Annotated in this window: 16 protein-coding genes; 12 read left to right on the plus strand and 4 right to left on the minus strand. The window is 65.3% G+C overall.

The genetic code is table 11. From position 1 onward, the window contains the following. Positions 1-22: 22 nt before the first annotated feature. Entirely contained in the window at positions 23-1,039 is a 1,017-nt protein-coding gene (locus AC1DSF_RS12365) for an alpha/beta fold hydrolase (protein WP_478123165.1), read from the minus strand. A 305-nt stretch (positions 1,040-1,344) separates the two neighbouring features. On the opposite strand from AC1DSF_RS12365, the gene AC1DSF_RS12370 reads away from it, so the two are divergent. Then, complete coding sequence (locus AC1DSF_RS12370) at positions 1,345-1,908, plus strand: thioredoxin family protein (RefSeq protein WP_478123166.1); 564 nt, start codon at positions 1,345-1,347, stop codon at positions 1,906-1,908. A 26-nt stretch (positions 1,909-1,934) separates the two neighbouring features. On the opposite strand, the gene AC1DSF_RS12375 is transcribed toward AC1DSF_RS12370, so the two are convergent. Next, entirely contained in the window at positions 1,935-2,678 is a 744-nt protein-coding gene (locus AC1DSF_RS12375; RefSeq protein ID WP_478123167.1) for a response regulator, read from the minus strand. A gap of 156 nt (positions 2,679-2,834) precedes the next feature. Between AC1DSF_RS12375 and AC1DSF_RS12380 the strand changes: the two genes are divergently transcribed. Then, positions 2,835-4,235: a sensor histidine kinase gene (locus tag AC1DSF_RS12380; protein WP_478123168.1), complete on the plus strand. Its 1,401-nt coding sequence runs from the start codon at positions 2,835-2,837 to the stop codon at positions 4,233-4,235. Further along, positions 4,229-6,007: a cytochrome c biogenesis protein DipZ gene (locus tag AC1DSF_RS12385; protein ID WP_478182910.1), complete on the plus strand. Its 1,779-nt coding sequence runs from the start codon at positions 4,229-4,231 to the stop codon at positions 6,005-6,007. Before AC1DSF_RS12380 ends, AC1DSF_RS12385 begins: the two co-directional genes overlap by 7 nt. Positions 6,008-6,034: 27 nt before the next feature. On the opposite strand, the gene AC1DSF_RS12390 is transcribed toward AC1DSF_RS12385, so the two are convergent. Next, a complete protein-coding gene (locus AC1DSF_RS12390) occupies positions 6,035-7,216 on the minus strand; it encodes an MFS transporter (RefSeq protein ID WP_478123170.1) in 1,182 nt (393 codons plus the stop codon). Between the two features lie 97 nt (positions 7,217-7,313). Here AC1DSF_RS12390 and AC1DSF_RS12395 point away from each other — a divergent pair, with 97 nt between their 5' ends. From AC1DSF_RS12395 to AC1DSF_RS12420, 6 genes are read left to right on the plus strand one after another with little or no spacing between them, the layout of a single operon-like run. Further along, positions 7,314-8,234 carry a LysR family transcriptional regulator gene (locus AC1DSF_RS12395; RefSeq protein ID WP_478123171.1) on the plus strand — a complete coding sequence of 307 codons (921 nt, stop codon included), beginning with the start codon at positions 7,314-7,316 and terminating at the stop codon, positions 8,232-8,234. Continuing rightward, positions 8,231-8,854 (plus strand): paraquat-inducible protein A, encoded by a 624-nt coding sequence (locus AC1DSF_RS12400; protein WP_478123172.1) that lies wholly within the window; start codon positions 8,231-8,233, stop codon positions 8,852-8,854. The genes AC1DSF_RS12395 and AC1DSF_RS12400 overlap by 4 nt, the downstream gene beginning before the upstream one ends. Then, positions 8,851-9,546: a paraquat-inducible protein A gene (locus tag AC1DSF_RS12405; RefSeq protein ID WP_478182911.1), complete on the plus strand. Its 696-nt coding sequence runs from the start codon at positions 8,851-8,853 to the stop codon at positions 9,544-9,546. Before AC1DSF_RS12400 ends, AC1DSF_RS12405 begins: the two co-directional genes overlap by 4 nt. Next, on the plus strand, positions 9,543-11,180 hold the full coding sequence (locus AC1DSF_RS12410; RefSeq protein ID WP_478182912.1) for a PqiB family protein: 1,638 nt from the start codon (positions 9,543-9,545) through the stop codon (positions 11,178-11,180). Before AC1DSF_RS12405 ends, AC1DSF_RS12410 begins: the two co-directional genes overlap by 4 nt. After that, on the plus strand, positions 11,177-11,839 hold the full coding sequence (locus AC1DSF_RS12415) for a PqiC family protein (protein WP_478182913.1): 663 nt from the start codon (positions 11,177-11,179) through the stop codon (positions 11,837-11,839). The genes AC1DSF_RS12410 and AC1DSF_RS12415 overlap by 4 nt, the downstream gene beginning before the upstream one ends. 22 nt (positions 11,840-11,861) lie before the next feature. Continuing rightward, entirely contained in the window at positions 11,862-12,404 is a 543-nt protein-coding gene (locus AC1DSF_RS12420) for a methylated-DNA--[protein]-cysteine S-methyltransferase (RefSeq protein ID WP_478182914.1), read from the plus strand. A 2-nt stretch (positions 12,405-12,406) separates the two neighbouring features. On the opposite strand, the gene AC1DSF_RS12425 is transcribed toward AC1DSF_RS12420, so the two are convergent. After that, a complete protein-coding gene (locus tag AC1DSF_RS12425; protein ID WP_478123177.1) occupies positions 12,407-12,619 on the minus strand; it encodes a hypothetical protein in 213 nt (70 codons plus the stop codon). A 173-nt stretch (positions 12,620-12,792) separates the two neighbouring features. On the opposite strand from AC1DSF_RS12425, the gene AC1DSF_RS12430 reads away from it, so the two are divergent. Genes AC1DSF_RS12430 through AC1DSF_RS12440 form a run of 3 tightly spaced genes read left to right on the plus strand, consistent with a single transcriptional unit; the run spans position 12,793 to position 17,524 of the window. Continuing rightward, positions 12,793-14,625: an FAD-dependent oxidoreductase gene (locus tag AC1DSF_RS12430; RefSeq protein ID WP_478123178.1), complete on the plus strand. Its 1,833-nt coding sequence runs from the start codon at positions 12,793-12,795 to the stop codon at positions 14,623-14,625. Between the two features lie 2 nt (positions 14,626-14,627). Continuing rightward, positions 14,628-16,472, plus strand: coding sequence for a 2-oxoacid:acceptor oxidoreductase subunit alpha (locus tag AC1DSF_RS12435; protein WP_478182950.1), 1,845 nt, complete (start codon positions 14,628-14,630; stop codon positions 16,470-16,472). Then, positions 16,469-17,524, plus strand: a complete 1,056-nt coding sequence (locus AC1DSF_RS12440) for a 2-oxoacid:ferredoxin oxidoreductase subunit beta (RefSeq protein WP_478182915.1) — start codon at positions 16,469-16,471, stop codon at positions 17,522-17,524. The genes AC1DSF_RS12435 and AC1DSF_RS12440 overlap by 4 nt, the downstream gene beginning before the upstream one ends. Positions 17,525-17,551: the final 27 nt, after the last annotated feature.

Below are 17,551 nucleotides of genomic sequence, written 5' to 3' on the forward strand. Positions count from 1 at the left end.
TCGCGTCAGGGCCTTGTTCCTCCTATGCGCGTGCGACGTCGATCACGGCCTTCGTGAAGGCTTGCGGCGCTTCCTGCGGCAGGTTGTGGCCGATGCCGCCGGTCACCAGCCGATGCTCGTAGGGGCCGGAGAACTTCTTCGCGTAGGCACTGGGTTCCGGATGCGGCGCGCCATTGGCATCGCCTTCGAGCGTGATGGTCGGCACGCCGATCACGGGCGCCTTGGCGAGCTTGTCTTCGAGCGCCTGGTACTTCGGCTCGCCCTCGGCGAGACCGAGGCGCCAGCGGTAGTTGTGGATGGTGATGGCTACGTGGTCGGGGTTGTCTAGTGCCACGGCGCTGCGTTCGAAGGTGGCGGCATCGAAGTTCCACTTGGGCGACGCGGTTTGCCAGATGAGCTTGGCGAAGTCGTGGCGGTTCTTCTCGTAGCCCGCGCGGCCGCGCTCGGTCGCGAAGTAGAACTGGTACCACCACTGCAGTTCGGCCTGTGGTGGCAGAGGCGCCTTGCCGGCCTCCTGGCTACCGATCAGATAGCCGCTGACAGAGACCAGCGCCTTGACCCGTTCCGGCCAAAGCGCGGCCATGATGCAGGCGGTGCGCGCACCCCAGTCGCAGCCGGCAACGGTGGCTGACTGGATCTTCAGCGCGTCCATGAGCGCAATGATGTCCGCGGCCACCACGGACTGTTGCCCGTTGCGCGGCGTGTCGGCGGACAGGAAGCGAGTGGTGCCGTAGCCACGCAGGTGCGGCACGATCACGCGGAAGCCTGACGCCGCCAGCGCCGGCGCCACGTCCACGAACATGTGGATGTCATATGGCCAGCCGTGCAACAGGATCACAGGCGTTCCGCTGGCCGGGCCTGCTTCGTAATAGCCGATGTTGAGAGTGCCCGCGTCGATGCTCTTGAGCGGTTCGAGGCGCTTGAGCGCGCCGGTGGACTGGGCGAAGGCAGGCGTGACAGCCGCCACTTGAACGGCAGCAGCACTCAGTGCAGTTGCGGTGAGAAAGGCTCTGCGGGGCAGTTGGAAAGAGGTTGTCATCGGGTTCTCCTGGGGAAAGACAGTGGCGTGAAGAGCGAAGGGAGGACTGGCAGGACCTCATGTTGCCGGCGGCGCCGCGCTTCATCCGCCATTGCGTATCGCTCTGTATCCCGCGCTCTTTCTTAGACATTACTTTTCACAGGCGGCGCGTCGATGGCCGTCCGCAAGTGGAGCCGTCTCGATTGAGAAACGTAATGTGTGCAATGGGAGGGCTGGACACAAAGGCATACGCAATGCCCGCCGCAAGAGAGGAGCGCGGCAAACAATCCGTTCACTCGATCCATACGTTCTTCAAGGAAACCGCCATGACCATGAAATCCAATGTGCTTCTCGGCCTCGCAGCCGTTGCGGCGGCCATCGGCATCCTCACAGCTGCGGCGCCGGCATCTGGCGGCGACGTCGCATCCAGCACCGCGCGGACGGCACCCGAATTCCAGAACATCGACCATTGGCTCAACTCACAGCCGTTGAAGCTGCAAGACCTGCGCGGCAAAGTGGTGCTCGTCGACTTCTGGACCTACACCTGCATCAACTGTCTCAACCACCTGCCCTACATCAAGGAGTGGAACGCGAAGTACAAGGACCAGGGCCTCGTCGTCGTGGGCGTGCATACGCCGGAGTTCGCCTACGAGAAGTCCACCAGGAATGTGCAGGAAGCAATCAGCCGCTTGCAGATCACGCACGCGGTCGCGCAGGACAACCACTACGCCACCTGGAAGGCTTTCGACAACCAGTACTGGCCGGCGGTCTACCTGATCGACAAGCAGGGAAAGATCGTCTATTCGCACTTCGGCGAAGGCAGCTATGGCGCCACGGAGAAAAAAATCCGGACGCTGTTGGCCGAACAGGGTCCGGCAACGGGCGGCTGAGATGAAGAAGCTCTGGGAGAGGACGCTCAGTCGTCCCTTGCTTCGACAGACGAGGCGAAGACATAGCCTTCGCTGCGTACCGTCTTGATGTAGCGCGGCTCGCGGGCATCTTCGCGCAGCCGCTGGCGCAGGCGGCTCACCAGCAGATCGATCGAGCGCTCGAAAAGCTCGGCTTCCCGGCCCTGCGTCAGGCTCAGAAGCTGGTCGCGGCTCAGCACCTTTTGCGGATGGTCCAGGAACACGCGCAGCAGGCGGTATTCGGCGCCGCTGAGCGCCACCATCGTGCCGCTGTCGTCCAGGAGGTGGCGCGCCACCGTGTCCACGTGCCAGTCTCCAAAGGCCAGTTTTTGCGAGGGTTCTACCGTGCCCATGTTCGGCGGCAGCATGCGCGTGCGCCGCATCACGGCGCGAATGCGCGCGAGCAGTTCGCGCGCGGAAAAAGGTTTGGCCAGGTAGTCGTCAGCGCCCATCTCGAGGCCGAGGATGCGATCGGCCTCTTCGCTGCGCGCGGTGAGCATCAGGATCGGCGTCGCCTTGAATTTGCCTGTGCGCAGGTCGCGGCAGAGCGTGAGTCCGTCTTCGCCCGGCAGCATCAGGTCGAGAATGATCAGGTCGAAGGGGCCCGATTCCTCCAGCGCCGCACGCATGTGCCGCCCGGTGGGCACCGCCACCACGCGCAGCCCGTTCTTGACGAGATAGGTCGTGAGCAGTTCGCGGATTTCCCGGTCGTCATCGACGATGAGGATGTGGTCGGAGGGTCTGGAGGTCATGGCATGGATGGGTTTGATATGCGCCGCAGCCGCAATGTAGCGGGCCGAAGCGCCGCTGCGACCCCGTTTGTATTCGCAAGTATCCGGCAGGGGCAGCGCGACACTATGTTGCCGACGCCAGCAGTGAAGCGCCTTCCCCGTTCTATAAACAGCCCCATGGTCACACCCTCCAGCTCCATCGTCCCACCGGCACAGACCGCAACCGGCCTGCGCCGCCTGGTGCCGCGCTCGCTGTTCTCCCGGGTGACGCTGATCATCGTGGTGGGGCTTGCGATTGCGCAACTGCTGACCTTCGCCGTCATCGGCTACGAGCGCGGCATGGCGATGCGCGAGCTGATGATGATGGGCATCGAGCGTGACATCGCCAGCTCGGTGGCGATCCTCGACCGCTTGCCCGCCGGGGAAAGGCCCGCATGGCTCAAGCGGCTGGAGCGGCGCAACTACCGCTTTGTGCTTGGCGGCACGGCGGAGGGCGGCGCTCCGCAATCGAAGCTGTCGCAGCAGTTCGCCACGGCCATCGTCGACGCGATGCGTCCCTTCCAGATCGTCAAGGTAGGGGAAGTGGCCCAGCCGCCCGAGGGTTTGGAGATCGAGGTGCGGCTGACCGATGGGTCCTCCGTGGTGGTTCATGCCATGCGCGTGGGCATGCCTGTGTCGCCGTGGGTGATGTGGGTGCTCGTCATTCAACTGCTGGTGCTGGCTATCTGCGCATGGTCGGCCGTGCGGCTGGTCACGCGGCCGCTGGCCGACTTGGCGGCTGCGGCCGACGAACTGGGGCCCGATCTGAAGGCACAGAAGCTGACGGAAGAAGGTCCGACCGAGGTCGCGCACGCCGCGCGCGCCTTCAACGCCATGCAGGAGCGCATCAGCGGCTATATGTCAGAGCGCGTGGAGATCCTCGCGGCCATCTCGCACGATCTGCAGACGCCGATCACGCGGATGCGCCTGCGCACGGAGATGATGGACGACCTCCACGACCGCACCAAGTTCCGGCAGGACCTCGATGCGATGAATTCGCTGGTGCGCGAAGGCGTGACCTATGCCCGCACGCTGCACGGTGCCACAGAGCCGCCGATGCGCATGGATGCCGACGCGCTGCTCGAAAGCATGCTGGCCGACTACGAAGATGCCGGCAAGCGAGTCCACCTGGAAGGCCGTGCCGGTGCGCCCATCGTGAGCCGGCCGAACGCGCTGCGCCGAATCGTCATGAACCTGATCGACAACGCGCTGATCTTCGGCAGCGACGTTCGCGTGCGTGTGTCCCCGAGTGAAGGCCAGCTGGCGATCGCCGTGATCGACAACGGCCCCGGCATTCCGCCCGACGAACTGGACGCCGTGCTCAAGCCGTTCTACCGCGTCGAGAGCTCCCGCAATCGCAGCACTGGCGGCACGGGACTTGGCTTGGCGATCGCGCACCAGCTCGCGATGGCTATGGGCGCCGAGCTGACGCTGAAGAACCGCCCCGAAGGCGGCCTGGAGGCACTCCTCACCATCCACCTCACCATGAACACCTCAAAGGCTCTCCACGCTTCCATGCCGAGGTCCGAACCATGTTGATTCCTCTCATTGCCTACCTGGGCGGGGTGCTCACGATCCTGAGCCCCTGCATTCTCCCGGTGCTGCCCTTCGTGTTCGCGCGGGCTGACCGGCCATTCCGCTCGCACGGGCTGCCGATGTTGCTGGGCATGGCCGTGGCCTTTACCGCCGTCGCCACGCTCGCGGCCGTCGGTGGCGGTTGGGTGGTCGCGGCGAATGAAGGCGGGCGGTATGTCGCGATTGCAATGCTCGCGCTGTTCGGCCTGACGCTGCTGTTCCCCGGCCTTGCCGATCGCATGAGCCGACCGCTGGTGATGCTGGGCATCCGCCTGGCCGAACCGCAACCAGAGGGCAGGGCAGCCAAGGCGTCCATGTTCTCGCCGCTGCTGCTGGGCGTCGGCACCGGCCTTCTGTGGGCGCCGTGCGCAGGGCCGATCCTTGGGCTCATCTTGACCGGGGCGGCGCTCAACGGTGCGAGCGCCGGCACCTCGCTGCTGTTGCTGGCGTATGCGGCTGGCGCCTGCACATCGCTGGCGGCAGCGCTGCTGTTCGGCGGACGCATGTTCGCGCTCATGAAGCGTTCGCTGCACACGGGCGAGTGGGTTCGCCGCGCTGCCGGCGCCGCCGTGCTGGTGGGTGTGGGCGCGATTGCGCTGGGGCTCGATACCGGGTTGCTGGCGGGCCTCTCGATTGGCACCACGTCGGCGCTGGAGCAGGCACTCGTGGAGCGGATCGACAGGCCCAGACCTCCAACGCCGCAAGACAAGGACGTGGCGTTCATGCCCGCAGCCGACATCACTCCGGCGCCGCTGTCCCTGCGCAAGCTTGGCGTCGAAGGCGATTTCCCGTCACTTTCAGGCGCGACCGAATGGATCAATTCGCCACCCCTGACGCCCCAGGCCCTGCGCGGAAAGGTCGTGCTGGTCGACTTCTGGACTTATTCATGCATCAACTGCCTGCGCACGCTGCCTTATGTTCGTGCGTGGGCCGAGAAGTACAAGGACACGGGCCTTGTCGTCATCGGCGTGCATTCGCCCGAATTCGCGTTCGAGAAGCGCTCGGCCAACGTGCGCAAGGCGACCAAGGATCTGGACATCGGCTTTCCGGTGGCGCAGGACAACGACTTCAAGATCTGGCGTGGCTTCGACAACGAATCCTGGCCCGCGTTCTATTTCATCGATGCCCAGGGCCGCATCCGGCATCACCAGTTCGGCGAAAGCGGCTACGGCAGGGCCGAGCAGGTCATCCAGCAGTTGCTCGCCGAAGCGGGACAGCGCAACGTGCCTTCGGGTCTGGTCGCGCCGAAGGGGCAGGGCACGCAAGCTGCGCCCGGCCCTGAGCTCGCGATGTCCGGCGAGACCTATGTGGGCGCCGAGCGTGCCAGTGGCTTCGCGTCGCCCGGTGGCCTCGTGAGCGGTCGCGCGCATGCCTACCAGCGCCCCGCAATGCTGCGCGCCAACCAATGGGCGCTCGATGGCGATTGGACCGTGGAGGCCGAACGTGCCGTGTCGAATCGCTCGAACAGCCACATCGTCTATCGCTTTCAGGCCCGCGACCTGCATCTGGTGCTCGGCCCGACTGCCGATGGCAAGGCGGTGCGCTTCCGTGTGCTGGTGGACGGCAAACCTCCGCTGGCCGACCACGGCGCGGACACCGACGAACAGGGCTACGGCACCATCGAGGCGCAGAAGCTCTATCAGCTCGTGCGCCAGCAGACGAACGGGAAGGATCGCTTGTTCGACATCGAATTTCTCGATAGCGGGGTGCAGGCTTATGCGTTCACCTTTGGTTGAAGCAGCTTGCGGCGCGTCCGGTTCGCCTCAGGCGCCGGCAACCGCGCAAGCGGGTAGCGCTTCGCGACGGTCCAGCGCGCGGCTCCAGAGTGCAATCGCCAAGCCTGCGAGCGTGATCAGCGCCGCTGCCCAGCCGAGCGCCGAAAGTCCAGGCCCGCGATCGATCACCACGCCGCCCACCCACGCGCCGAGCGCATTGCCAAGATTGAAGGCAGCGATGTTGAGGCTGGACGCGAGGTTCTGTCCCGCGCCGGAAGCCTTCTCCAGAACGCGCATCTGAAGCGGCGCAACCGTGGCGAAGGACACGATGCCGAGCAGCAGCACGAACGCGATGGCGGTGACGGGCGTGTGGATGAGCCACTGCATCGCGCCGAGCACCACGACCAATGCGAGCAGCGATCCCAGTAGCGCCGGCATCAGCGCACGGTCCGCGAGCTTGCCGCCGAGCAGATTGCCGATCGCAAGGCCGCCACCGAACACCAGCAGGATGGGCGACACCGCCGCTTCGGAGACGCCGGTGATTTGCGTCAGCAGCGGCTGGATGTAAGTGAACACGAGAAACACCCCCGCAAAGCCGAGCACGGTCATGGCGAGCCCCAGCAGTACCTGTGGCCGGGCCAGCACAGCGATCTCGTCGCGCAGCGGGGCGTGCCGGGTTTCAGCCTTGCCGCGCGGCACGAAAACAGCCAGCACGATAAAGGCGATGACGCCGATCAGCGCCACGGCCCAGAAAGTGGCGCGCCAGCCGAAGTGCAGGCCGAGCCATGCGCCAGCCGGCACGCCAAGCAGTGTGGCGGCAGTGAGGCCCGTGAACATGATCGAAATCGCCGAAGCGCGGCGCTCGGGCGGCACGAGCCCCGTCGCGACCACCGAGCCGACGCCGAAGAAGGTGCCGTGCGCGAGCGACGTGACGACGCGTGCGGCCATCAGCATCTCGTAGTTGGCCGCGAGGGCACAGGCGATGTTGCCGATCGTGAACACTGCCATCAGCGCGAGCAGCACGGTCTTGCGGGGCAATCGGCGAGTGGCGATGGTCAGCAACGGCGCACCGACTGCAACGCCGATCGCGTAGCCGGAAATCAGCAGACCGGCAGAGGCGATGGAGACATGAAGATCCGACGAAACCTGCATCAGCAGGCCCATGATGACGAATTCGGTGGTGCCTATTCCGAAGGCGCCGGCGGTGAGGGCAAGTAGAGCGATGGGCATGATGTTCCGTACTGTGCCGTCGCCTGCCTTCAATGACTAGAATGCCGCTCGGAATTGCAACTGTGAGTTCAAGTCACATATACCGACCGCCCCATCCATGCCACGCATCGAGGTAAATCGTTCCGGTGAAATGGAAGCCTTCGTCCAGATCGTGGAGCGAGGCAGCTTTTCCGCAGGCGCTCGCGTGCTGGGGATGACTCCATCGGCGATCAGCAAGCTCATTGCCCGGCTGGAGGCGCGGCTCGCAACCCAATTGGTGCATCGTTCCACCCGCAAGCTGCAACTCACGCCGGAGGGCCGGAATTTCTACGAGCGCAGCGTGCGCGTGCTGGCCGATATGGACGAGGCCGAACGCTCCGCCGCGGCCGGGGCGCTGCCGCGCGGCCGAGTCAGCATCAACGCCAGTGTTTCGTTCGGTCAGCACGTGCTTGTGCCGCTCGTTCCGCGCTTTCTGGAGCAATACCCGGAAGTGACGCTGGACATCGTGGTCACCGACCGCGTGGTCGACCTCATCGACGAGCGCACCGACGTGGCGATTCGCTGGGGCGAATTGCCCGCATCCGATCTCGTCGCGCGCCGTCTTGGTGCAACCCGGCAGGCCATCGTCGCCTCGCCCGCCTATCTGGAACGCTACGGCACGCCGCGTACCCCGCAGGAACTGGAGGCGCACAACCGCCTCGGCTTCAGCTACCGGCGCACGATTCCTGATTGGCCCTTGCGTGTCGACGGCAAGGCGATCGACATGCCCATTGCAGGCAACGTGCGGGCCGGCGATGGCGAAACGCTTCGCGCGCTGCTGATTGCTGGCGTCGGGCTGGGCCGGCTGTCGCTCTATCACGTGCAGTCGGACATCGACGAAGGCAGACTGACGCCCGTGATGGAAGAGTTCAATCCGGGCGACATCGCACCCATTCACGCGGTCTATCTCGGCAAGGCGGGCCGTCTGCCGGCGCGGGTGCGCGCATTGCTTGACTTTCTGGTCGCCAACGTCGCGGACAATGGGCGGCCGAAGCCATGAAAGAAGTACCCGACGCCATCGTCTGCGAAGGCTGCGACGCCATCTACCGGCGCGTGCCGCTGGCTGCGCGCGAGGTCTCGCGCTGCCCGCGCTGCGGCACCGAACTCGACCGTTGCTCCGGGGACCTGAATGCGCGCGTGCTGCCGCTGACCGTTGCTTGCCTGATCCTTTTCACCATCGCCAATCTCTTTCCGATCGTCGAGATCCAGCTCCAGGGGCTGACGAGCGAAACGACGCTGGCAGGCGCCGTCATCGCGCTGACGACCGAGGGCATGTCGCCGGTGGCGCTGCTGGTGCTGGCGACCACCATCCTGTTTCCGTTGATGCAGCTTTGCATCCTCTTCTATCTGCTGGTGCCGATGGCGTACGAACGGCGCCCGACCGGATTCACGGTGCTGGTGAACGCGCTGCAGGCGCTTCGGCCCTGGGGAATGATCGAGGTGTTTCTGCTGGGGGTGCTGGTCGCGATCATCAAGCTCGGCAGCATGGCCAAGGTCATACCGGGGCCGGCGCTCTGGGCCTTCGTGGCGCTGACGGTGCTGTTGACTGCAGTGCTGTCGTTCAACCCCCGGTCCTTCTGGGAAATGGCTTTCGAGCCGCGCGCGGGACAGGACGAATGAACGACAACGCTGCGCCGCAGCCCGCCGAGCCCGTCGAGACCGCCGCCGAGCGCGGCCTGATGAGCTGCCATCACTGCAGCGCCGTCTGGGAAGGCGCGCAAGAGGGCGAACGCTGCGGGCGCTGCAGCACGCGCCTGCATACGCGCAAGCCCGACAGCATCAATCGCACCTGGGCGTTGCTGGTCGCGGCGGCCATCCTCTATCTGCCCGCCAACATGCTGCCGGTGATGATCACCAAGAGCCTCTTCGGCACGCAGCAGGACACCATCCTCAGCGGGGTGATCTATTTCTGGGTGTCGGGCGCCTACGGCCTTGCCGCGCTGATCTTCATCGCGAGCTTTCTGGTGCCGCTCTTCAAGCTGACGGCATTGACGCTGCTGAACCTCATGGCGCAGCGCGGCAGCGACTGGCGCCAGCTGGAGCGTGCCAAGCTCTACCGCGTTCTCGAAGTCATCGGGCGATGGTCGATGCTCGACGTCTTTGTGGTGTCGCTGCTGGCCGGGCTGGTGCGCATCCAGGGCTTCGCCGAGATCACCGCGGGCGTCGGCATCGCTGCCTTCGGCGCGGTGGTGGTGCTGACAATGCTGGCGTCGATCAGCTTCGATCCGCGCCTGACGTGGGACATGCGGAAAACTCGCCAGAGCCCGGCGGCGTCGGACGAGGCAATGAAGACAAGTGAAGGAACCCTATGACGACACCTCCGCTGGCGCCACCGGTGGTCGCGAGACGACGAAACTGGCTGCCGTCGCTGGTCTGGCTGATCCCCATCGTGGCCGCGCTGGTCGGCATCACGCTGGTCGCGCGCATTCTGATGGAGCGCGGCCCTGAAATCGTGCTGACCTTCCGCACCGCGGAGGGCCTGGAAGCCGGCAAGACGGCGGTCAAGTACAAGGACGTGCAGATCGGCACGGTGCAGACGATTCGGCTCGCGAACGACCGGTCCCATGTGCGCGTGCTGGTCCAGCTCCGGAAGGAGGCCTCGGCCTTCACCGCCAAGGACACACGCTTCTGGGTGGTCAGGCCGCGGCTCGATACCTCCGGAATCTCCGGGCTGGGGACGCTGCTTTCCGGTGCCTACATCGGCGCCGATGCGGGCACGTCGGAAGACACGGCCGGCGAATTCACCGGGCTGGAGGTCCCGCCCATCGTCACGCGCGATGCCTCGGGGCGGCAGTTCATGCTGCACGCGCGCGACATCGGCTCGCTCGACATCGGCTCGCCGGTGTATTTCAGACGCGTCAAGGTGGGACAGGTCGCTGCCTTCGAACTCGACGGCGACGGGCGCGGCGTGACGATGCGGGTCTTCGTCAACGCGCCTTATGACAAGTTCGTCGGCGTCAACACGCGTTTCTGGCATGCCAGCGGCTTCGACGTCGAGCTGGGCGCCGGCGGGCTGAAGGTGCGCACGCAGTCGCTGGTCACTGTGTTGCTGGGCGGCATCGCCTTCCAGTCCCCCGACGATGTGAGCGGGCCAGTCGCACAAGAGAACGCCGCTTTCACGCTCGCGAGCGACGAGGTCATGGCCATGAAGGAGCCTGACGGTCCGTCGCAGACCTTCCTGCTGTATTTCAACCAGTCGCTCCGCGGGCTTTCGCCGGGTGCGCCGGTCGATTTCCGGGGCGTGGTCATCGGCGAGGTCAAGTCGATCGGTGTCGAGTTCGATGTGGGCGAACGTGCCTTCAGGATGCCGGTGGTGGTGCAGATCTATCCGGACCGCCTGAGGCGCAGGGTCGCCGCGGCCGCTGCAACAGGCGCACCGTCTTCGTCGCGCTTTGCGCAGGCAACGCCGGAAGAGCGCTGGAATTTCCTGATCGGCAAGGGGCTCCGCGCCCAGTTGCGCACCGGCAACCTGCTGACGGGGCAGGTGTATGTCGCAATGGATTTCTTCCCGGAAGCGGCGAAGGTCAAGTTCGATTCGAGGCAGTCGCCGATCGAGTTCCCGACTGTTCCCAACAGCCTCGATGAGCTGCAGTCGCAGGTCACGGACATCATGCGCAAGGTCAACAAGGTGCCGTTCGACGAGCTCAGCGCCGATCTGCGCAAGACGCTGGCGTCGATGAACAGGACGCTCGGCAGCACGGAGCAACTCGCGAAGACGCTCAACAACGATGTGTCGCCAGAGATGGCGGCCGCCATGCGAGATGTGCGGCGCACGCTCAACTCGGCGGAAAAGACCATCTCCGACGATTCGCCGCTGCAACAGGACCTGCGGCAGACGCTGCAGGAAGTCACGCGCGCGGCAGGCTCGCTGCGCGTGCTGACCGACTACCTGGAACGCCATCCCGAATCACTGATCCGCGGCAAGCCGGAGGACAAGCAGAAATGATGACGACGACAACCAAAGCTGCTACGGCAAGACTCCGACTCGCCGCGATGGCATCGGCCCTGGGATTGGCGCTCCTGGGGTCCGGCTGCGGCAGCACCGGTGGGCCCCAGTACTACAGCCTCGCCGAGACTTCGGCTTCGACCAAAGCGCCTGCGGTAAGCGCCGCCGCGCCGGCTTACATCGAGCTGGCGCCCATCGCCATGCCCGAGCGCTTCGCGCGGCCGCAAATGGTCGTCCGCAAGAAGGGTGCCCCGGGCAGCCCCGCCGTCGACATCCTCGAAGATCACCGCTGGTCATCCTCTTTCGAGAACGAAATGCGCGACGCGCTGGGCAGCAGCATCGCCAGCCGTCTCGGCGCCGTGGACGTGACCAAGACGGGCCGCCAGCGCGGCCAGCCGGCAACGCGCATCGCGGTGCAATTGGGTCAGTTCGACGCGGTGGAGGGCAGCGGTGTCGAGGCCAGCTTTACATGGACAGTCCGCCGCACCGACGAAGGACCGGCCACGGGCTGCCAGTTGTCCATTTCGGAGCCGGTCGGCGCCGGATTCGACGCCTTGGCGCAAGGTGCGCAGCGCGTGACCGCCAAGCTGGCCGATTCGATCGCCGGCAGCGTTTCGGCCATCAAGGCCAATCAGGTGCCGGCCTGCGCGGCGGTCTGAAAACTTCAAGGCGGCCATGATCATGAGCCCCGACGGTTTCGCGCTGTTTCCGACCGCCATCGGCGCGTGCGGCATCGCGTGGGGCCCGCGCGGCATCGTCGGCGTGCAACTGCCCGAAGCAGAGGAGGAAGCCACTCGCTCCCACATGGCGCGGCGCTATCCGCAGACGAGCGAGTCCGAGCCGCCTCTGGATGTGCAGCGCGCCATCGCCGCCATTCGTGCGCTGCTGGATGGCGAGCCGCTCGACCTTGCGGACATCCAACTCGATTTCGACGGCATCAGCGATTTTCATCAGCGGGTGTATGCAATTGCGCGCCGGATTCGGCCGGGCCGCACACGAACCTACGGCGACATTGCGGAAGAACTCGGCGACAAGGGCCTTGCACGGGCTGTAGGACAAGCACTCGGGCTCAACCCCTTTGCGCCCGTGGTGCCGTGTCATCGCGTCCTGGCCGCAGGCGGCAAATGGGGCGGCTTTTCGGCGCCGGGCGGCACGGCGTCGAAGCTGCGCATGCTTGCGATCGAAGGCGCACGCCCGGAAAGCGATACGGCGCCCTTGTTCTAGCCCTAGGGGTGCGCCTCGATCTTGCCTTCGCGCACGTACCGCTCGTACTCGGCGATCGGAATGGCGGTGATCTGCGGATTGCCGCCGTCCCCCCAGCTGATCACCGCGCTGTCGAACGAAAGGTTCACTTCGACCGGGCCTTTGGGGATTTGGATCAAGGGGCCGTCACCGGCGCGGTACTCGACTTCGCCAGTGACATTTGCGTTCGCGGACATTGCATCGACTCCTCGGTGTGCGGGGTGGAAGCGAGTCAGTGTATCGGGGGCGCGACGAGCGTGCCTTGCTGCGGGGTTTCACCAAGAGCCCTGTTTGCCGCGCGCGGCGCATACTGGCGAAAACCCGCGTCGGCCCCATCCCCGGGGCCGCGAGCGGCAGCCAGGAGACCGCATTGCAGCGAACCGATATTGCCAACCCGGCCTATTTCCACAAGGTCGTCGATTGCCAGTACGCCTGTCCGGCGCACACCCCCGTCCCCGAATACATCCGACTGATCGCGCAGCGCCGCTACGGCGATGCCTACATGATCAATTGGGTCTCCAATGTGTTTCCGGGAATCCTCGGGCGCACCTGCGATCGCCCGTGCGAGCCGGCCTGCCGCCGGGGGCGCGTGGAAGAAAGCAACGCCAAGGACCCGGAACCGGTGGCGATCTGCAGGCTCAAGCGCGTGGCCGCCGACATGAAGGAAGACGTCCGCGCGCGCATGCCGAAGATCGACGCAAAGAACGGCAAGCGCATTGCCTGCGTGGGTGCCGGGCCGGCTTCGCTTACTGTGGCGCGCGACCTCGCACCGTTGGGCTATGAGGTCACGGTGTTCGACAGTGATGCGAAGGCGGGCGGATTCATTCGCACGCAGATCCCGCGCTTTCGGCTGCCCGAGACGGTCATCGACGAGGAGACCGGCTACATCCTGGACCTGGGTGTCGAGTTTCGCGGCGGTGAGCGCATCGAGTCGATGAAGTCGCTGATGGCGCAGGGCTGGGACGCCATCTTCATTGGCTGTGGCGCGCCGCGCGGACGCGACCTCGACCTGCCCGGACGCGCGGAGGCTGCAGCCGGCATCCACATCGGCATCGACTGGCTCAATTCAGTGTCGTTCGGGCACGTCACGAGCATCGGCCAGCGTGTGATCGTGCTGGGCGGCGGCAATACGGCGATGGATTGCTGTCGCTCGGCGCGGCGTCTCGGCGGCGTCGACGTGAAGGTCATCGTCCGCAGCGGCTTCGACGAGATGAAGGCGTCGCCCTGGGAAAAGGAAGACGCGCAGCACGAGGGCATACCGATCATCAACTTCCATGTGCCGAAGGCTTTCGTGCACGAAGACGGCAAGCTGGTGGGCATGCGCTTCGAGATCGTCCGTGCCGCTTATGACGACAAGGGCCGGCGCTCGCTCGTGCCCACGGGCGATCCGGAAGTCTTCTTCGAATGCGACGAAGTGCTCGTGGCGGTCGGTCAGGAGAATGCATTTCCGTGGATCGAGCGCGACTGCGGAATCGCCTTCGACAAGTCTGGCTTGCCCGTGCTGGACGCGAAGACCTTCCGCTCGACCGCGCCCCACGTTTTCTTTGGTGGCGATGCGGCTTTCGGGCCCAAGAACATCATCACGGCCGTCGCGCACGGGCATGAAGCGGCGGTGTCGATCGACCGGATGCTCCATGGCCAGGATGTCGGCGTCCGGCCCGCGCCGATGACCAACCTCGTCTCGCAGAAGATGGGCATCCATGAGTGGAGCTACGACAACGACACGTCGAACGACTTGCGCTTCCGCGTGCCATGGGCCAAGGCGGAGACCGCGCTGGCGAGCATCCGCGTCGAGGTCGAATTGGGCTTCGATGCCGCGACGGCTTTCAAGGAAGCCGAACGCTGCCTCAACTGCGACGTGCAGACGGTCTTTACCGAAGTCGCCTGCATCGAATGCGATGCCTGCGTGGACATCTGCCCGATGGATTGCATCACCTTCACCCAGAACGGCGAGGAGGCGGACTTGCGGCCTCGGCTGAAAGCGCCCGCGCTGAACCTCGCACAGGACCTCTACATTTCCGGCGGACTGAAAACCGGGCGGGTGATGGTCAAGGACGAGGATGTCTGCCTGCACTGCGGCTTGTGCGCCGAGCGTTGCCCCACGGGTGCCTGGGACATGCAGAAGTTCCTGCTGAAGATGACGCCGGCGGGGCCTAAGTCTCGCGATGCGCAGCCCGCGCCGAAGCAGGGAGTGCCCGCATGAGCATGAGCATCAGGCAGATCGAAGCGGTCAACGATTTCGTCATCAAGTTCGCCAACGTCAACGGCTCGGGCTCGGCCTCGGCCAACGAGCTTTTCGCGAAGGCGATCCTGCGAATGGGCGTGCCGGTGAGCCCGCGCAACATCTTTCCGAGCAACATCCAGGGACTGCCGACCTGGTACGAGGTGCGGGTGTCCGAGCAGGGCCACATGGGACGGCGCGGTGGCACGGACATGATGGTCGCGATGAATCCGCAGACCTGGGACGCCGACGTGGCCGAACTGGAGCCGGGCGGCTACCTGTTCTACGACAGCACGCGGGCGCTGCCGCCATCGAAGTTTCGCGATGACATCCGCGTGATCGGCATGCCGCTGACCGAGATCTGCAATGCGGTCTATCACGACCCGAGGCAGCGGCAGCTTTTCAAGAACATCGTCTACGTCGGTGCGCTGGCCGTGCTGCTGGGCATCGAGCCCGAGGTGGTCGAAAAACTGCTCGGCGAGCAATACAAGGGCAAGGAGAAGCTGCTTGCCTCCAACGTGCAGGCGCTGCATCTGGGATGCGACTTCGCGCGCGAGCATTTGCGCGCGGCGGTCGGCCTGCAGGTTCGGCGCGCTGATCGGGTTGGCGACCGGATCTTCGTCGACGGCAACAGTGCCGCGGCGCTCGGCTGCGTCTATGGCGGCGCGACGGTCGCGGCCTGGTATCCGATCACGCCGTCTTCGTCGGTGGCCGAAGCCTTCCAGAAGTACTGCTCCAAGTTTCGTGTCGACCCGGCCACCGGCCAGCATCACTTTGCCATTGTCCAAGCGGAAGACGAGCTTGCCTCCATCGGCATGGTCGTCGGGGCAGGGTGGAACGGCGCGCGCGCCTTCACGGCAACTTCAGGGCCCGGCATCTCGCTGATGACGGAGTTCATCGGGCTGGCGTACTTCGCGGAGATTCCGGTCACGCTCATCAATGTGCAACGCGGAGGGCCTTCCACCGGCATGCCGACGCGCACGCAGCAAGCGGACATCCTCTCGTGCGCCTATGCGTCGCATGGCGACACCAAGCACGTGCTGCTGTTTCCGGAAGACCCGCACGAGTGCTTCGAGCACGCGGCGGCCGCGCTCGACCTGGCCGATCGGCTGCAGACGCCGGTGTTCCTCATGACCGACCTGGACATCGGCATGAACCAGCGCCTGTGCAAGCCCTTTGAGTGGGACGACGCCCGCGATTACGACCGCGGCAAGGTCATGACCGCGGAGGAATTGGAGGCGGGCAGGGACTTCGGCCGCTACAAGGACGTCGATGGCGACGGCATTCCGTGGCGCACCCTGCCGGGGACGCATCCGACCAAGGGCAGCTTCTTCACGCGCGGAACGACGCGCGACGCCTATGCACGGTATTCGGAGCGCGGGCCCGACTACGTCTACAACATGGAGCGTCTGCTGAAGAAGTTCGCGACTGCCGCCACGATGGTGCCGCAGCCGGTGCTTCGACCTGCTGCAGAGAAGACGCGGTTGGGAGTGATCTACTTCGGGTCGACCAGCCCGTCCATGGACGAAGCGCTGGAGGCGCTCGAGCAACGCGGCGTTCATCTGGACGCGATGCGGCTGCGGGCCTTTCCGTTTCCTCAGAGCGTGCCGCAGTTCCTCGCGGACCACGACGAAGTGTTCGTCGTCGAGCAGAACCGCGACGCCCAGATGCGCAGCCTGTTGATCAACGAACTGGACGCCGACCCGCGCAGGCTCATCCGGGTCCTGCATTTCGACGGCACACCCATCACGGCCCGCTTCGTCATCGAGGCCATCGACGCGCACGTGTGCAAGAAGGCCCAAGTCGCCGACAAGAAGGAGATTGCATGACGTATCTCGCGAAGCCCCGTCTGCGCCATCCGACCTTGGCCGTGAACAAGGTCGGCTACACGCGGCGCGACTACGAGGGCAAGATTTCGACGCTGTGCGCCGGCTGCGGACACGACTCGATTTCCGCTGCCATCATCGAAGCCTGCTGGGAGCTGGACATCGAGCCGCATCGTGTCGCGAAGCTGTCGGGCATTGGGTGCAGCTCGAAGACGCCGGACTATTTCCTCGGCGCGTCGCACGGCTTCAACACCGTGCATGGCCGCATGCCCAGCGTGCTGACCGGCGCGAACCTCGCCAACCGCGATCTGCTCTACCTGGGTGTTTCCGGCGACGGCGATTCGGCGTCCATCGGCCTTGGCCAGTTCGCGCATGCGATGCGGCGCGGCGTGCGCATGGCCTACATCGTGGAGAACAACGGCGTCTACGGCCTGACCAAGGGCCAGTTCTCGGCCACGGCGGACACAGGCTCGAAGAGCAAGAAGGGCGTCGTCAACACCGACAGCCCCGTCGATCTGGTCGCGATGGCACTGCAACTGGGCGCCACCTACGTCGGGCGCGGCTTTTCAGGCAACAAGGCGCAACTTGTGCCGTTGATCAAAGGCGCGATCAGCCACGGCGGCGCCGCCTTCATCGACGTGATCAGTCCCTGCGTCGCCTTCAACAACCACCCCGGAAGCACGAAGAGTTACGACTACGTGCGTGAACACAACGAAGCGGTMAGCCGCATCGATTTCATCAGCGAACGCGACGAAATCACCGTCGACCTGGCGCCCGGCGAAGTGATGGACGTTCGCCAGCACGATGGAAGCCTGCTGCGGCTTCGCAGCCTGCATCAGGGCTACAACCCCGGCGATCGGCATGCCGCGATGGCGTATATGCAGCGGCACCACGAGATGGGCGAGGTCGTCACGGGCCTGCTCTACGTCGATCCGCTCGCGACCGACCTGCACACGGCGCTCAACACCAGTGCGCGGCCTCTCAACGCGTTGGGTGCGGCGGAGCTGTGTCCGGGAGCTGGTGCGCTGGAGCGGCTCAACATCTCCTTGCGCTGACCGGAAGCAAGACGCACCATAGCGCCT

This window comes from Variovorax sp. 01N429 (genome assembly GCF_056399425.1).